We start from the raw sequence: 13,593 nt of genomic DNA, 5'->3' as shown, positions 1-13,593 counted from the left end.
GGTTTTTCCACACTGTACCTGTGGATAAGTTCTGGGTTGTCCACAGGCTTTTGTGCGTGCAGGGCGTTGTCCACAGCCTGACGGGGTTGTCCACAGTGCCCTGTGCATAACTTTGTGTGGACTGGCTCTTGGGGCCTGGTCTCTGCAAGCCCACAGGAGGGTCATGAAGGGCCTGTGAAGAACCTGGGTGGCCTAGGACCCCAGGCGCAGGCGCGCGAACTTGTCTTTGCCCTTCTGAAGCACCGCGCCGCCCTCGGCAGACAGCTGGTCCCGGGTCAGGGTGCCCTGGGGGTCGGTGAAGGGCTCGCCGTTGAGCTTCAGGCCCCGATTCTGCATGAGTTTGCGCGCGGCGCCGTTGCTGGGTTCCAGCCCGGCCAACACCACCAGTTTGGCAAGGCTGATGCGGCCTTCCTCGTTCAGCTCGCCCATTGGCACGGCCACTTCGGGAAGGTTTTCGGGAATACCGCCCTTGGCCACGGCCTTGAAGCGGGCCTCGGCGGCGTCCAGATCGGCTCCAGGGTGAAGGGCGCGCACCACTTCGCGGGCCAGTTCGCGGTGGGCGGCCACCGGGTGACCGGCCAGCAGCTCATCAATGCGCTCGCGGCTCAGGTCGGTCAGCAGGGTGAAGTAGTTGTCCAGCAGAGGATCGGGCACCTTCATCAGCCCCGCGAACATGGCGTGCGGCTCGTCGGTGAGGCCAATGTAGTTGTCCAGGCTCTTGGACATCTTCTCTGCGCCGTCCAGGCCCACCAGCAGCGGCAGCGTCATGACCACCTGGGGCTCCTGGGCGTAGTCGCGCTGCAGCGCCCGGCCCACGAGGTTGTTGAACAGCTGGTCTGTGCCGCCCAACTCCACATCCGCTTCCAGCGCCACGGAATCGTAGCCCTGGGTCAGCGGGTAGAGCAGTTCGTGCATGGCGATGGGCACGCCACCTTCAAAGCGCTTCTTGAAGTCGTCGCGCTCCATGATGCGCGCCACCGTGTAGCGGCTGGCCAGCCGGATCACGTCGGCGTAGCCCATGGGTTCCAGCCACTCGCCGTTGTAGCGGATTTCCAGCACCTCGGGGTCATCGCGCAGGATCAGGCGGCACTGTTCCAGGTAGCTGCCCGCGTTCTGGCGGGTCTGTTCCAGGGTCAGGGGCGGGCGGGTTTTGCTCTTGCCGCTGGGGTCGCCGATCATGGCGGTAAAGTCGCCGATCAGCATGATCACCTTGTGGCCCAGGTCCTGAAACTGCCGCATCTTGCGCAGAATCACCGCGTGGCCCAGGTGCAGGTCTGGGCGGGTGGGGTCGGCGCCCAGCTTCACGCGCAGGGGCGCGCCCTTTTCCAGCTTGCGGCGCAGGTCGTCTTCAGACACCAGGTCCACCACGCCGCGCCTCAGGATCTGCAGTTGCTCGTCTACCGGTACATTCCGCCGAATTTCGTTCATAGGCACTCCCAAGGAAAGAGCGGCGAACTCGTCACAAGTTCGCCGCTTCGGGTTTGGATTTCAGGCTACCTGACCCCCACCTCGCGGCGGGGCGGATACGCACGTCGGGTCGGGCGCCTCATGCCCCGCAGCATAGCAAAGCCGCCCCCGGCCGGGCCCAGGCCTGTGCAGGTAGCATGCGGAGCGTGAAGACCATCCACGAACTGCGCGCCACGTTTGTGCGCCCCGGGCGGGTGGAGTGGATTGGCCTGCGCCCCGCCCGCCGGGCGCCGGTGGTGCGCTGCGCCGAGGTCGAGGTTCATCCGCTGGTGGGCCTGATCGGTGACCACGGCAAGCAGGCGCCGCCCCGCCTGACCGCCCTGACTGGCGAGGTAGGAGAAGTGGCCCAGCCGGGTGCGGCGACCCCGGTGCCCGGCGGCCCGGGGCGGCGGCAGGTCACGCTGATCCAGGCCGAGCACCTGCCGGTGATCGCCGCGCTGTGTGGCCGCGCGGAGGTCACACCGGACCTGCTGCGGCGCAACGTGGTGGTCAGTGGCCTGCCGCTGCTGGCCCTGAAAGACGCCCGTTTTCAGATTGGCGAGGTGGTGCTGGAAGGCACCGGCGAGTGCCACCCGTGCTCGCGGATGGAGGAAACGCTGGGGGAGGGCGGGTACAACGCCGTGCGCGGGCACGGTGGCCTGACCGCCCGGGTGATTCGCGGCGGCCGTCTCCGCGAAGGAGACGAGGTGCGGCCCCTGCCCCCCGGCGGGCCAGCATGAAAGCCCGGCCCCCGGCCCGGCTGGGTTCTGCGCGGCGCCTGACGCTGGCGGGCGCCTTTGGCTTTGCGCGGCTGATCGTGGAACTGGGGGTGCTGAGTTCCTTTGCCTTCAGTCTGGCGCTGTTCGTGGCGGCTATTGCCCAGGCCTACGTGACGATTCGCGCGGCCTTTGCCGAACTGGGCCAGCCCGACACCACCAAGCGCCTGATCGTGGCCGCCGTGGAGCAGGCCGACACCCTCTTGATCGGCATGGCGCTGCTGATCATCTCGTTTGGCCTGCAGGCGCTGTTCGTGGGCCGGCTGCAGAACGTGCCGCCCTGGCTACACATCGATTCCTTTGACGACCTGAAGCAGAAGCTGATCGGCATCGTGATTCTGGCGCTGGGCGTGAATTTCTTCAGCGTGGCCCTGAAATGGACGGGGTCCGACATCCTGGGCTACGGCCTGGCGATCTCGGCCGTCATTCTGGCGGTGGGTGCCTACTCCGTCATCCTGACCCGGCAGGGCCGCAGCCCCGCCCTGCCCCCCGAGGAGCCGGATGACGCGGCTTGAGGGCCCCGCGCTGGACGCCCGCCTGGAGGCCGTGCTGACGCTGGTGCGCGCCGATACCCATGCCGATATCGGCAGCGACCATGCCAAGCTGCCGATCCGGCTGCTGCGCACAGGCCGCATTGCGCGCGGCGTGATCGTGGAACTGAACCCTGGGCCCCTGGCCCACGCCCGGCAAAACGTGGCGCGCGCCGGGTTGACGGGCAAGCTGGAGGTGCGCGCGGGCGACGGTTTTGCCCCCCTGGCCCCAGGCGAGGTGGCGAGCGCCAGTGTCACCGGCATGGGCGCCTTCACCATCCTGGGGATGCTGCAGCGCGAGCCAGCGCGCCTGCCGCTCACCCTGGTGCTGCAGCCCAACGACAACGCCGAGTCCCTGCGCCGCTGGGCCCGGGGCGCCGGCTATCACCTGCGCGCCGATCTGCTTATTCCCGGCTACTGGGCCTACCCGGTGCTGCGCCTGGACCGGGCGCCTGGCCCCGATCCGGCTTACGCGGACCTGCCCGACGAAGCGGCCCTGCGCTACGGCCCGGCCCTGCTGCGTGGCCGTGACCCCCTGTTGCGCGCCCAGGTGCAGGCCGACCTCCGCCGCCTGACCCCGCTGGCCGCCCCAGGCCGCGTGGCCCAGACCGAGCTGGAGGTGGCCGAAGCCGCCTGGGCGTGGTTGAACGGACCCTAAAACAAAAAACCCGCCTTCTTCGGCGGTGATAAGAACAAGATAGCGCGGTATGCAGGCCCGGTCAAGCCCAGCCGATGGGTCCAGAAAATCACGTCTAGAACGTGTGTTTCGCGCGCACCGCCCATAAGGTGGTGCATAGCCCCGTAGGCCGAACGCCACCAGAGGAAGCGTACCTCCCCCGCTGGTCGCCCACCTCTGCCTGAGAGAGGCTACCCAAAACGAGAGGCAATAAAAAAGCCGCCTTCTTCGGCGGTGATAAGAACAACATAGCGCGGTATACAGGGCCGGTCAAGTCCAGCCGATGGGTTGAGAAAATCACGTCTGGAACGTGTGATTCGGACGATGGCTGCAGGGCGTCGTGTATACCCCGGCAGGTGATTGGCGCGGGCCCGCCCCTGCTGGTTCCTGGTCTCTGCCCAAGAGAACCCGCAACCCAGCCCAGGTCAACCTCTACGTATGGCGCGGCACAAGGCCATGCTCCACGCCAAAAAAGAAGGGGGAGCAGGCGCCTTTTCCCGCGCACCGCTCCCCGCCTCCCACTTCCCCTACCTCGCCACTTCCACCGCGCGGCTTTCGCGCACCACAGTCACCTGCACCTGCCCCGGGTATTCCATGTCCTGCTCCACCCGGCCGGCGATTTCACGGGCCAGCAGCGTGGCCTGGGCGTCGGTGACCTTCTCGGGCTGCACGATCACGCGCACCTCGCGCCCGGCCTGAATGGCGTAGGCCTGCTGCACACCAGGAAAGGACACCGCGATCTGCTCCAGCTGTTCCAGGCGGCGCACGTAGGATTCGAGTTCCTCGCGCCGCGCGCCGGGCCGGGCCGCGCTGATGGCGTCGGCGGCAGCCACCAGCACCGAGTACAGCGTTTCGCCGTTTTCCGGGTCGTGGTGGTGGGCAATGGCGTCAATCACCTCGGGGGGCTCGCCAAAGCGCTTGGCGAGGTTGATGCCGATTTCCACATGGGTGCCGTCAATTTCGCGGTCAATGCTCTTGCCCACGTCGTGCATCAAGCCGGCGCGGCGGGCCAGGGCGGCGTCCAGGCCCAGTTCGTCGGCCATGATGCCGGTCAGGTGCGCCACCTGAATGGAGTGTTTCAGGACGTTCTGGCCGTAGCTGGTGCGGAAGTACATGCGGCCCAGCAGCTGCACCAGCCCCGGCTTGATGCCCACCACGCCCGCCTCAATGGCGGCTTCCTCGCCCTGGGTGTGCATGTAGGTCTTCATCTCGTCCTGCGCCTTGTGGACCATTTCCTCAATGCGCGTGGGGTGAATGCGCCCGTCGGCCACCAGGGCGTCCAGCACATGCCGGGCCACCTCGCGGCGCACCGGGTTGAAGCTGGAGAGAATCACGGCTTCCGGCGTGTCGTCAATAATCAGGTCCACGCCAGTCAGGGCTTCAAAGGCGCGGATGTTGCGCCCTTCGCGGCCAATCAGGCGGCCCTTCATGGCGTCGTTGGGAATGGGCACCACCGAAACGCTGAGCGCAGCACTCGTTTCCGAAGCGCTGCGCTGGATGGCCTGGGCAATAACGTGGCGCGCGGTGCGCCGCGCCTCCGCCGCCGCGCGCTCCTGCATGGCCTTGATCCGGATGGCCTTTTCTTCTTCCAGTTCGGCGTCCAGCCGGTCCAGAATCTCGGCGCGGGCCGCTTCGGGGGACAGGTTCGCCACCTCGTACAGCCGCCGGTCGGCCAGCCGGCCACGCTCGGCCAAGTCGGCTTCCTGGGTGCCCAGCGCGCGGCTGCGGTCCTCCAGGCGCTCTTCCAGGGCGTCCAGTTTCTCACCCCGGGCGTCCAGTTGCTCGGCGCGGCGGTTGAGGCGCTCAATCTCGCGCTTGAGTTCCTCGCGTTCGCGCCGGGTTTCCTGGCGGTCGGTGGCCAGGGCCTCGCGTTCGCGCGCCACCTCCTGCTTGGTCTGGGCGCGTTCGGCGTCCAGCTGGGTGCGCAGCCCCAGCACCTGTTCGCGCTGGGCGTCCAGCTGGGCACTCTGGTGCGAAAGCTGCTGCTCGCGCTGCGCGGCTTCCTGCGTTCGTCGCGTGGCCTCCTGCCGGGCCTGGTCGGCCTCTGCCCGCAGCGCCTGCGCGGCCTCTTCGGCCTGCGCGCGGATGCGCTGCGCTTCCTGCAGGGCTTCTTGCTGAAGTCGGTCGTCCACCTCGGCCCGCCTGCGCGCGCCGCGTGTCTGTCCGCCCAGAAAGCCCCCGACCAACCCGAGCAGCAGCGCCACGATGACCCAAACGGTCGTCGTCATGGTGCGCTCCTTTCGGTGTGTTGCATGGGGCGCGTAGGCCTCTGGCCGGCCGCGCCCCGCATAGGGTGATGAAATAGCGAACGCCGCCTGCCGTGGCTGAACTTTGGAAGGGACGTTCGCCACGCAGTGTAGCTCCAAAGGTCCGCCAGGGGAGAGAGGCGCGCTGAGAGGTAGCCTGCCCCATGACTGATTCCCCCGCAGCCGCTTCCCTCGCCGAGGTCCATGCCTGGATTCGGCAGCACTTGGCCCAAATGGGCCAGCCGCCCGGCACCGCAGTGGAGGCCGTACTCCACCGGGCCGTGCGGCCCTGCTACCACCTGGACTTCGAGGAGACCCCGGATGAAGAGCTTCCGGTGGCCAGCAGCAAATTCGGCGGTCAGCCTGATGTGCCCCCGGACTGGACATGGCCCCGCAGCCCTGCCGGGGTGCCCCTGCGCTTTCTGTGCCAGTTCCGGCTGGATCAGTTGCCGGACCGCGCACCTGACGATGACGAGCCGCCGCACGGCCTGCTGTCGTTCTTCTGGCTGTTTCACCCCGACGAGCAGTTGGTTGTCCAGTACTGGCCCCAGGTGGACGAGCTGGGGCGGCGACCCAGCCTGCCCCCTGACGGCTATGCCTACCGGTCCCGACAGGTGCTCGCCCACCGCGCCCTGAGCCTGGTGGAGCTGTCTGTTCCCAGTGGCCTGACGGGAGAAGAGGACGACCGCTTTTGCTGGCTACGACACGGGCTAAGCCAGTCAGGGTTCTTCGAGTTCAGCCCCGCCACTCTCTTTGGTCACGTGGACCGGGCCTCGTTTCTGGCCTGCGCGGACCTTGCTGCCGCCCGGGGTCAGCGCGGCTGGACCCTCGCCGACCCGGCAGTGAATCTTCTGCGGCTGTTCAACATCTCGCACCTGGGCGACGACGTGTTGGAGGACACGGGCGACAATCACCTCTATACCCCGGAATTCATCCTGCCCTGCCATGCGCTGCGGGCCCGGCGTTTTGACCGGGCCCACTACGAGCTGGGTGTGGATTGACGTGCCGGGCGGTTGTGGCAGCACGGTCAAGGGACTGAAGCCAGTCTGGCCAGGAGTCTGCGCCCTGAGTTTGGCCAGCAGGGCACTTTTCAGAGGCCCGGCTCCCTGATCCTGCACTGTGGCGAATGACGAGTTGGCGCGGGGGTAGGCACGGATGCCCGCCAGATTCAGGGGCGCGGCGCTGAGGTGCCGCATCTGATGGTTCCCCGTGGGCGCAGACGCCACCAGTTTGAAGGCACTGTCGGCCGCCAGAAAGCTTGTGCGGTTGCCCTGTGCCAATTGCACCGTGCCATCGGGCGCTTCAACGAACAGGGCGACAGAGCCCGGCGCCCCGCTGGCCTGAAGATCAAAGGTCAGGCTCTGGCCCATGCGCGGCGTTCCGGGGCGCAGCGCGACGCTGGGCCCCCACACTGGATCCCCGGTCGGCAGTCTGGGTGGCGTGCAGGCAGTGAGGACAAGGGCAGCGGAAGCCACAGGCCGAAAAGGACGCCTGCAGCACGGGAGAGGGGCGCCGGCCTTCGTGCGGGACTGCAGCTACGCCGCAGGGCCAATGTGGTCCATGCAAAAACCCCCGCCTCTTCAGCGGGGGTCAAAGACAGGGATGTCTTTACTTCGTGGCGTGCACCACGAGCTTCATAGGAATGGTGACTTCGGGGTGGGCGCGGTAGGCGATGTCGTACTCGCCGATTTCCTTGACGGTCTTCGGCATGTCGATGCGGCGCTTGTCCACGTCAAAGCCCAGCTTGTCCAGGGCGCCAGCCACGTCGGCGTGGGTCACGGCGCCGTAGATCTTGCCTTCGCCAGCGCGCACGCTGAGTTCCACCGCGACGCCGTTCAGGCGGCTGGCGAGGTCCTCGGCGCTGGCCTTCTCGGCGGCCTGCACTTTCTGGCGGGCGCGCACGCGGGCTTCCAGGCTCTTCATGTTCGAGCTGGTGGCGGGCGCGGCGATGCCCTGGGGAATCAGCCAGTTGCGGGCGTAGCCGTCTTTGACATTCACGATGTCGCCGGTTTTACCCAGCTTGCCGGGTTCCAGAAGAATGACTTGCATAGCAGGCCTCCTTACTTCCGGACCAGTTTCTCGGTGTAGGGCAGCAGGGCCAGCTGGCGGGCGATCTTGATCGTCTGCGCAATGCGGCGCTGGTGCTTGGCCGAGAGGCCGGTGCGGCGGCGGGGGAGGATCTTGCCGGTGTCAGAGACGAACCGGCGCAGCATCTTCACGTCTTTGTAATCGGTGATTTCCAGCTCTCCAATCGAGAACGGGTCCACCTTGGGCTTGCGGGGGCGCTTGGGCCCCTTGCCGCGCGGCTTGCGCTCGGCGTTGTTTGCCTGGGTCATGTGGGGATTCCTCTAAAGCCGCCGGGGAGGAAAGGGGCCGCTGTGCGGCGGTCTAAGGGTCGAGAGGTCGAAGAGTCTAGAAAAGACAGAGATGGTTTTTTCTTAGACCCTTTGACTCTTGGACCCTTAAACCTCACGCCGTCAGGCGTGCCTCAAAACGGCAGGTCTTCCTCGTCCGGCGGGAAGTCGTCGAGACCTTGATCAATATCCAAGCCGCCCGAACGGTTCCCCGTGTTCGCTGCGGGGCGCTGGTTGTACCCAGCGCTCTGCGGGCGCGCCGCACTGCTCGCGGTCTGCGTGCGAGGTCCGGCGGGGGTGGCTGCGGCGTAGCCGGAATTGGGGCTGGCCGCGCCTCGGGACAGGGCTTCGACTCGCGTCGCCTCTACTTTGGTGGAGTTGCGCTTGTTGCCATCGCGGTCGGTCCACGCTTCGTTCACCAGTCGGCCGCGCACCAGCACAGGGTCGCCCTTGCGCAGGTCTTTCATGCTCTCGGCCAGTTCACGCCACAGCGTCACGTCAATCCAGTGGGTCTTTTCCTGCTTCTGCCCCTGACGGTCATTCCAGGTCTCGTTCACGGCCAGGCCGAGCCCAAGCACCGCGTCGCCGGCGGGGGTGTAGCGCAGTTCGGGGTCACGGGTGACATTCCCGATCAGCACCACTTCATTCATGCCGCTGCCCATGCGAACGCCGCCTCCGGCGTCCTGGACCAGTTCGGGCTGGGTGCCCAGCTGCTCCATGCGCAGCGCCTTGACGCGCACCATGCTGCGTTTGCCGCCCTCGGGCGCTTCCCACTGGCTGTATTCCAGGCTGCCTTCCACCATCACGGCGTCGCCGCCTTTCAGGTTGCGCTCTGCCTGCCACTCGGCGGGCTTGCCCAGAATGGACACGCGGTGGTACCAGGGGAGTTTGCGCTCGCGGCCGTCGTTGCCCACAATGTGGTCTTCACCGGCCACGGTGGCTTCAAATACGGCGGTGCCGCTGGGGGTGTAGCGCAGTTCGGGATCACGGGCGAGTGCGCCGATTAGGTAAACGTGGTTCATGCCTCGGGCCATAACAGGGTCTCCTTGGTTGCTGGCGAAAGTACTGGGGTCGAAAAACAAGCTGGCGTGTTGGCCCTTGCGGGTTGACCATACGATAACAAACCTGACCTTTTACGTCAACGGCGTAAAAAGATCAGGCCTTCTTGGTCTTCCATTCCGGGCGGTCCTTGACCACCAGGACGCGGCGCACATGGTCACGCAGACGCAGGGTGCTGGCAATGTCCTTTTCGGGGTTGCCGGCGGCCTTGATGGTGTACATCAGGTAGTAGCCCTCGCGGTCCTTGTTCACGGCGTAGGCGAGGCGGCGATTGCCGAGCTCGTCCAGGGTGCTGATTTCCGCGCCCGCGCCCTTCAGGGTGCTCTCGATGTATTCCTTCTCGATGCTCACCTGTTCGGCGCTGAGGTTGGGGTTCAGGATCAGGTTCAGGTCGTACTGGTTCATAGTTCACCTCCTTTGTCGCCGCTTTGGGCAGGCTCGGGCCTCGCCGGGCAGCGCAATTGGCAAGCATACCAGACGGGCCGCGCCCTGACCAGAGCCGCGCGGCGGATAGGCCCGTGCCCCGGGCACCGCTTACCCTGAGGCATGACCGATGCTGCTGCGCCGTCTCCCTCCTCGCCCCAACACCCCTTGGACGGCATTCTCGACATCCTGCGCGAAACTGTTGAAGGCGGGCAGCCGGGCAAGCCCACCGCCTTTCTGGATAGCACGGCCGCCGATGGCAGCGGCAACCACGGCCTCCTTGCCACCCTGGAGGCTCTAAGCGCCGAACAGGCCAGCCGCGAGGTGCTGGGCACCACGGTGGCGGCCCACACCGCCCACACGGCCTTTCATATGGAAGTGATCGTGCGCTGGGAGCGCGACGGCGACCGGGGCCCCTTTGACTGGCAGGGCAGCTTTCAGCCGCGCGCCGTGGACGAGGCGGGCTGGGCCGAGCAGCGCCAGCGGGTGCGCGCCGCTTACGACGCCCTGGTGGCGTTTACCCACACCCAGCAGGCCCAGCCCGTGACCGGAGACGCCACCGGGGGCCTGGCCGGCGGCGTGGCGCATGTGGCCTACCACCTGGGGGCCATTCGCCAGCTGGTCAAAGCCCTGCTGTGAATCCGGACTGGACCTTGCGGCCAGTCACGCCCGATGACTTTCCAGCCCTGGCCGCGCTGTGGGCCCTCAGCCGCCCCGGGGTCACAGCCGAGGGCATTCAGGCGACGGACGCCCGGCGCGACCCTGCGCACACGCTGCGCCGCCGCCTGCTGGCGAACGCGGCTGGTGAGGCGGTGGGCGCCTCGCAGCTTCAGACCTTCGCGTTTGCACCGCCCGGCTTCCTGCAAGCCCAGGTGGTCGTGGACCCGCGTTTCCGGCGGCAGGGCGCTGGGGAGCAGCTGTGGGCCGACGCCGTGCAGGCGGGGCGCGAAGCCCAGGCCAGCGGCCTGACGCTGGACGTGGCCGACGATGACCCCGGTTCGCTGGCCTGGGGCACGCGGCGCGGCGCGGTGGTGAAGGTGCATCGCTTTGCCTCCGAGCTGGACCTCACGGCCTTTGACGCGGCGCCGTTTGAAGCCAGCCTGGCGTGGGCCGCCGCGCAGGAGGTGACCTTCACAGACCTTGAGGGGGCGGGCGACGACGACATCGAGCGGTTTGTGAACTTCGTGGCCGACCGCCTGACCGAAACCCCGGACCTGCGCGGTCATCCCCGCTGGTCCCTGGCCGAGGTGCGCCGGCTCCTTCGGCTGAATGCTTCCCCGCGCCCCGACTGGTGGGTGTTGGCGGTGGGCCCGCAGGGCGAGTGGCTGGGCACCTCCATCCTGGAAAGCTTTCAGCGCCAGAACTTCGGTTACAACACCCTGACGGCCGTGGTCCCCGAAGCGCGGGGGCGCGGGCTGGCCCTGCCGCTGAAACTGCAGGTGATCGCCCAGGCCCAGGCCGCTGGCCTTCCCCTGCTGCGCACCAACAACCATTCAGGCAATGCGCCCATGCTGGCGGTGAACCAGCGCCTGGGGTATCAGTCCCGCACCGGACGCTTCGAGGTGCACGTCACGCTGTGAGGCCCCTTCCGAGAAGGGTTATGGAAGTTTGCCGAGCCTATGGAAGAGAGCAAGGACTTTCTAGCCATGAACCGCAGTCCATGGGAGTTGGGGCTACTTGCGGCGCTTGAACAGGCTCCAGCGGCTTTCCTTGCCTGAGGCCTCTGGGGCGGTCGCCGGTTCCGGGGTCTGGGGCCGCGTCTCTGACTGCGGGCCGTGGCGGCCCATCTGCCGGGCGGGCACGGGGGCCGCTTCCTTCTCCTGATCAGGGTCCTCGTAGACCTCGTCGGCTGGGGTTTCGCCCAGGGCGCTCAGCAGGGCGCGGCGAATGGCGTCGGCGGTGGGGCGGTCATGGGGGCGCTTGGCCAGGGCGAGTTCGGCCAGCCGGGCCACCCGGCGCGACACCTTGGGATTCAGGCTCAGCAGCGGCGCGGGGAAGCGGGTCAGGTGCGCCACCATCAGCTCTTCGTAGGTGTTGCCGTGGTAGGGCCGCTCACCGCCCAGCAACTCGTACATGGTGATGCCCAGGCTGTAGACGTCGCTGGCGGCGCTGCTGGTTTCGCCGTGGTACACCTCGGGCGACATATAGAAGGGGCTGCCACTGGCTTGCCCGCCCTGCGCCGTGAAATAGGCGCTGCCCAGGTCGCCTAGGGCCGCGCGGCCCTGCTCATCCACGTAGACGTTCTGCGGCTTCACGTCCTGGTGCACGGCGCCCTGGTGGTGCAGGTAGGTCAGGGCTGAGGCCACATCGGCCAGCACCCTTAGGGCCTCGGGCAGCGGCAGGGTGCCGCTGGGCAGCTGGGGCAGCAGCTCGCTCAGGGCGCCGCGCGAATAATATGGAATGGCCAGGAACGCCTTGGGGCCAAACGGCGTGCCCGCGTAGCCCGGCACGAGGTGGGGGTGGCGAAACTTCAGGGTCAGCCGCACCTCGTTGCCAAAGCGCTCGGCGGCCTCCTGCACGCGCAGCGTTTCGGGCAGCGGCACCTTGAGGGCCACCTCCTTCTTGCGCGCGTCGGTGGCCAGCCAGACCAGCGAGGTATTCCCGCGCCCGATCACACGGTGCAGGGTGTAGCCAGGGATGGTGCGGTCTTCAGACATGGGATGGGGGCACTCCGTTGGCCTGCAGGCTCGACTGCTGCACCTTAGCGCAAAGGGCGCCCGTCTGACGAGCGCCCCTGTGCGACCAGCCCGCTGCTTTGGGCGGCGTTATTCGTCGTCGCCCGCTTCCTCGGCCACGCGTTTGCCGGCCAGCCATTCCAGGCCCGCCCACTGCAGGTCGGCCAGATCGCCGTCCAGCACGTCATCGGGGTTGTGCTTCATGACGCCGGTGCGGTGGTCCTTGATGTACTGCTTATCCAGCACGTAAGACCGGATCTGCGAGCCCCACTCGATCTTCTTCTGCTCGCCGCGCGCCTTGGCTTCCTCTTCCTCGCGCTTGCGCATCTCGATGTCGTAGAGGCGCTGCTTGAGGATCTGCAGGGCGATCTCGTGGTTCTTGATCTGAGAACGCGTCTGCTGCGAGGCCACGGCAATCCCGGTGGGCAAGTGGGTCAGGCGCACGGCGGAATCGGTGGTGTTCACGCCCTGTCCGCCCGCCCCCTGCGAGCGGAACACGTCGCGCCGCAGGTCAGAGTCGGGAATGTGAATGTTGATCTCTTCTTCCGGCACCTCGGGCACCACATCCACCGAAGCGAACGAGGTATGGCGGCGGTTGTTGGAGTCAAAGGGCGAGACGCGCACGAGGCGGTGCACGCCGTGTTCCGGCGCCATCATCCCGAACGCCTTTTCACCCCGAATGATGAATTCGCTGCTGACCACCCCGGCCTGATCGCCGTCCACCTGGTCAATCATCTCGACCTTGAAGCCCCGGCGCTCGGCCCAGCGCATGTACATGCGCGAGAGCATGCCGGCCCAGTCCATGGACTCGGTGCCGCCTGCACCGCTTTTTACGCGCACGATGGCGGCGGTGTCGGAATGCTTCATGGTGAAGAGCGTTTCCTTGTACAGCTCGTCTACCCGCGCCTCAATGGACTGCTGTTCTTCCAGCAGCATCTCGCGCTCTTCGGGGCTGGCCATGTCCAGCATCTCCGAGAGGCCCTGGGCGTCGGAGTTCAGGGTGCTGTAGCTCTCGACGACGCGGCGCAGCGTGCCGGCTTCCTGTGTCACCTTGCGGGCGCGTGCGGAGTCGTTCCAGAGTTCGGGATCGCTGAGTTCTCTATCCAGTTCGTTCAGGCGCCGCGTTTTGCCGGGAATGTCAAAGGTACTCCCGGAGCGACGCCAGCTTTTCAAGCAGTTCCTGCATGGGGCGTGCCTCCCTTCCGCCCTGGTCCCGTTGGCCGGGGGGCGGGTCTTGTGCAAGAGCCCAGTATAGAAGCGCGGCGCTACCCAGAAGGAGAGGGGAGAGGTCGTGCTGTTCCCTCCGGCGGCAGGCCACAGCGAAGCGCCGTGCTGCAGTGCAATTTTCCCCCCTGGCCCAACAGCCAAGAGGGCGACAAGGGAGGGGTGTTGACAAGTTTAGCCACCG

14 protein-coding genes are annotated in these 13,593 nt (G+C 67.0%); 6 read left to right on the top strand and 8 right to left on the bottom strand.

The window, feature by feature from the left end:
• Positions 1–192 precede the first annotated feature (192 nt).
• Entirely contained in the window at positions 193–1,428 is a 1,236-nt protein-coding gene (gene tyrS / locus K7W41_RS15960; protein ID WP_224610474.1) for a tyrosine--tRNA ligase, read from the bottom strand.
• 185 nt (positions 1,429–1,613) lie between these two features.
• Between tyrS and K7W41_RS15955 the strand changes: the two genes are divergently transcribed.
• From K7W41_RS15955 to K7W41_RS15945, 3 genes are read left to right on the top strand one after another with little or no spacing between them, the layout of a single operon-like run.
• On the top strand, positions 1,614–2,186 hold the full coding sequence (locus K7W41_RS15955; RefSeq protein WP_396115848.1) for an MOSC domain-containing protein: 573 nt from the start codon (positions 1,614–1,616) through the stop codon (positions 2,184–2,186).
• Positions 2,183–2,737, top strand: coding sequence for a YqhA family protein (locus tag K7W41_RS15950; RefSeq protein ID WP_224610472.1), 555 nt, complete (start codon positions 2,183–2,185; stop codon positions 2,735–2,737). Before K7W41_RS15955 ends, K7W41_RS15950 begins: the two co-directional genes overlap by 4 nt.
• Entirely contained in the window at positions 2,724–3,410 is a 687-nt protein-coding gene (locus tag K7W41_RS15945) for a tRNA (adenine(22)-N(1))-methyltransferase TrmK (protein WP_224610471.1), read from the top strand. The genes K7W41_RS15950 and K7W41_RS15945 overlap by 14 nt, the downstream gene beginning before the upstream one ends.
• A gap of 545 nt (positions 3,411–3,955) precedes the next feature.
• Here K7W41_RS15945 and rny read toward each other — a convergent pair.
• Complete coding sequence (gene rny, locus K7W41_RS15940) at positions 3,956–5,656, bottom strand: ribonuclease Y (protein WP_224610469.1); 1,701 nt, start codon at positions 5,654–5,656, stop codon at positions 3,956–3,958.
• 182 nt (positions 5,657–5,838) lie between these two features.
• Between rny and K7W41_RS15935 the strand changes: the two genes are divergently transcribed.
• Positions 5,839–6,675, top strand: a complete 837-nt coding sequence (locus K7W41_RS15935; protein WP_224610467.1) for a DUF1963 domain-containing protein — start codon at positions 5,839–5,841, stop codon at positions 6,673–6,675.
• Positions 6,676–7,282: 607 nt separating this feature from the next.
• Here the strand turns inward: K7W41_RS15935 and rplI are convergent.
• The 4 genes from rplI to rpsF all read right to left on the bottom strand — a co-directional run bounded on the left by rplI (position 7,283) and on the right by rpsF (position 9,492).
• Entirely contained in the window at positions 7,283–7,723 is a 441-nt protein-coding gene (rplI, locus tag K7W41_RS15930; protein WP_221090069.1) for a 50S ribosomal protein L9, read from the bottom strand.
• Positions 7,724–7,734: 11 nt separating this feature from the next.
• Positions 7,735–8,010: a 30S ribosomal protein S18 gene (gene rpsR, locus K7W41_RS15925; protein ID WP_107138328.1), complete on the bottom strand. Its 276-nt coding sequence runs from the start codon at positions 8,008–8,010 to the stop codon at positions 7,735–7,737.
• A gap of 152 nt (positions 8,011–8,162) precedes the next feature.
• Positions 8,163–9,062, bottom strand: a complete 900-nt coding sequence (locus tag K7W41_RS15920) for a single-stranded DNA-binding protein (protein WP_224610465.1) — start codon at positions 9,060–9,062, stop codon at positions 8,163–8,165.
• Between the two features lie 121 nt (positions 9,063–9,183).
• Positions 9,184–9,492: a 30S ribosomal protein S6 gene (rpsF, locus tag K7W41_RS15915; protein ID WP_224610463.1), complete on the bottom strand. Its 309-nt coding sequence runs from the start codon at positions 9,490–9,492 to the stop codon at positions 9,184–9,186.
• Between the two features lie 141 nt (positions 9,493–9,633).
• Between rpsF and K7W41_RS15910 the strand changes: the two genes are divergently transcribed.
• A complete protein-coding gene (locus tag K7W41_RS15910; RefSeq protein ID WP_224610462.1) occupies positions 9,634–10,149 on the top strand; it encodes a DinB family protein in 516 nt (171 codons plus the stop codon).
• A complete protein-coding gene (locus tag K7W41_RS15905) occupies positions 10,146–11,090 on the top strand; it encodes a GNAT family N-acetyltransferase (RefSeq protein ID WP_224610460.1) in 945 nt (314 codons plus the stop codon). Before K7W41_RS15910 ends, K7W41_RS15905 begins: the two co-directional genes overlap by 4 nt.
• 93 nt (positions 11,091–11,183) lie before the next feature.
• On the opposite strand, the gene K7W41_RS15900 is transcribed toward K7W41_RS15905, so the two are convergent.
• Together K7W41_RS15900 and prfB are read right to left on the bottom strand one after the other, a co-directional pair.
• Complete coding sequence (locus K7W41_RS15900) at positions 11,184–12,167, bottom strand: serine/threonine-protein kinase (protein WP_224610458.1); 984 nt, start codon at positions 12,165–12,167, stop codon at positions 11,184–11,186.
• A gap of 108 nt (positions 12,168–12,275) precedes the next feature.
• A protein-coding gene (prfB, locus tag K7W41_RS15895; protein WP_224610456.1) for a peptide chain release factor 2 occupies positions 12,276–13,371 on the bottom strand; the annotation gives its coding sequence in 2 pieces (ribosomal slippage) (positions 12,276–13,325 and positions 13,327–13,371; 1,095 coding nt in all).
• Positions 13,372–13,593 lie beyond the last annotated feature (222 nt).

Source organism: Deinococcus multiflagellatus (assembly GCF_020166415.1).
GTDB classification, from domain to species: domain Bacteria; phylum Deinococcota; class Deinococci; order Deinococcales; family Deinococcaceae; genus Deinococcus; species Deinococcus multiflagellatus.
This window is presented reverse-complemented; position numbering and strand designations above follow the sequence as displayed.

Bases quoted from the DNA above. Each gene is read 5' to 3' on its own strand.
- rny (WP_224610469.1), bottom strand. From the start codon at position 5,656: ATGACGACGACCGTTTGGGTCATCGTGGCGCTGCTGCTCGGGTTGGTC.
- rplI (WP_221090069.1), bottom strand. From the start codon at position 7,723: ATGCAAGTCATTCTTCTGGAACCCGGCAAGCTGGGTAAAACCGGCGAC.
- K7W41_RS15900 (WP_224610458.1), bottom strand. From the start codon at position 12,167: ATGTCTGAAGACCGCACCATCCCTGGCTACACCCTGCACCGTGTGATC.
- K7W41_RS15910 (WP_224610462.1), top strand. From the start codon at position 9,634: ATGACCGATGCTGCTGCGCCGTCTCCCTCCTCGCCCCAACACCCCTTG.
- rpsR (WP_107138328.1), bottom strand. From the start codon at position 8,010: ATGACCCAGGCAAACAACGCCGAGCGCAAGCCGCGCGGCAAGGGGCCC.
- K7W41_RS15920 (WP_224610465.1), bottom strand. From the start codon at position 9,062: ATGGCCCGAGGCATGAACCACGTTTACCTAATCGGCGCACTCGCCCGT.
- K7W41_RS15950 (WP_224610472.1), top strand. From the start codon at position 2,183: ATGAAAGCCCGGCCCCCGGCCCGGCTGGGTTCTGCGCGGCGCCTGACG.
- rpsF (WP_224610463.1), bottom strand. From the start codon at position 9,492: ATGAACCAGTACGACCTGAACCTGATCCTGAACCCCAACCTCAGCGCC.
- K7W41_RS15945 (WP_224610471.1), top strand. From the start codon at position 2,724: ATGACGCGGCTTGAGGGCCCCGCGCTGGACGCCCGCCTGGAGGCCGTG.
- K7W41_RS15935 (WP_224610467.1), top strand. From the start codon at position 5,839: ATGACTGATTCCCCCGCAGCCGCTTCCCTCGCCGAGGTCCATGCCTGG.
- tyrS (WP_224610474.1), bottom strand. From the start codon at position 1,428: ATGAACGAAATTCGGCGGAATGTACCGGTAGACGAGCAACTGCAGATC.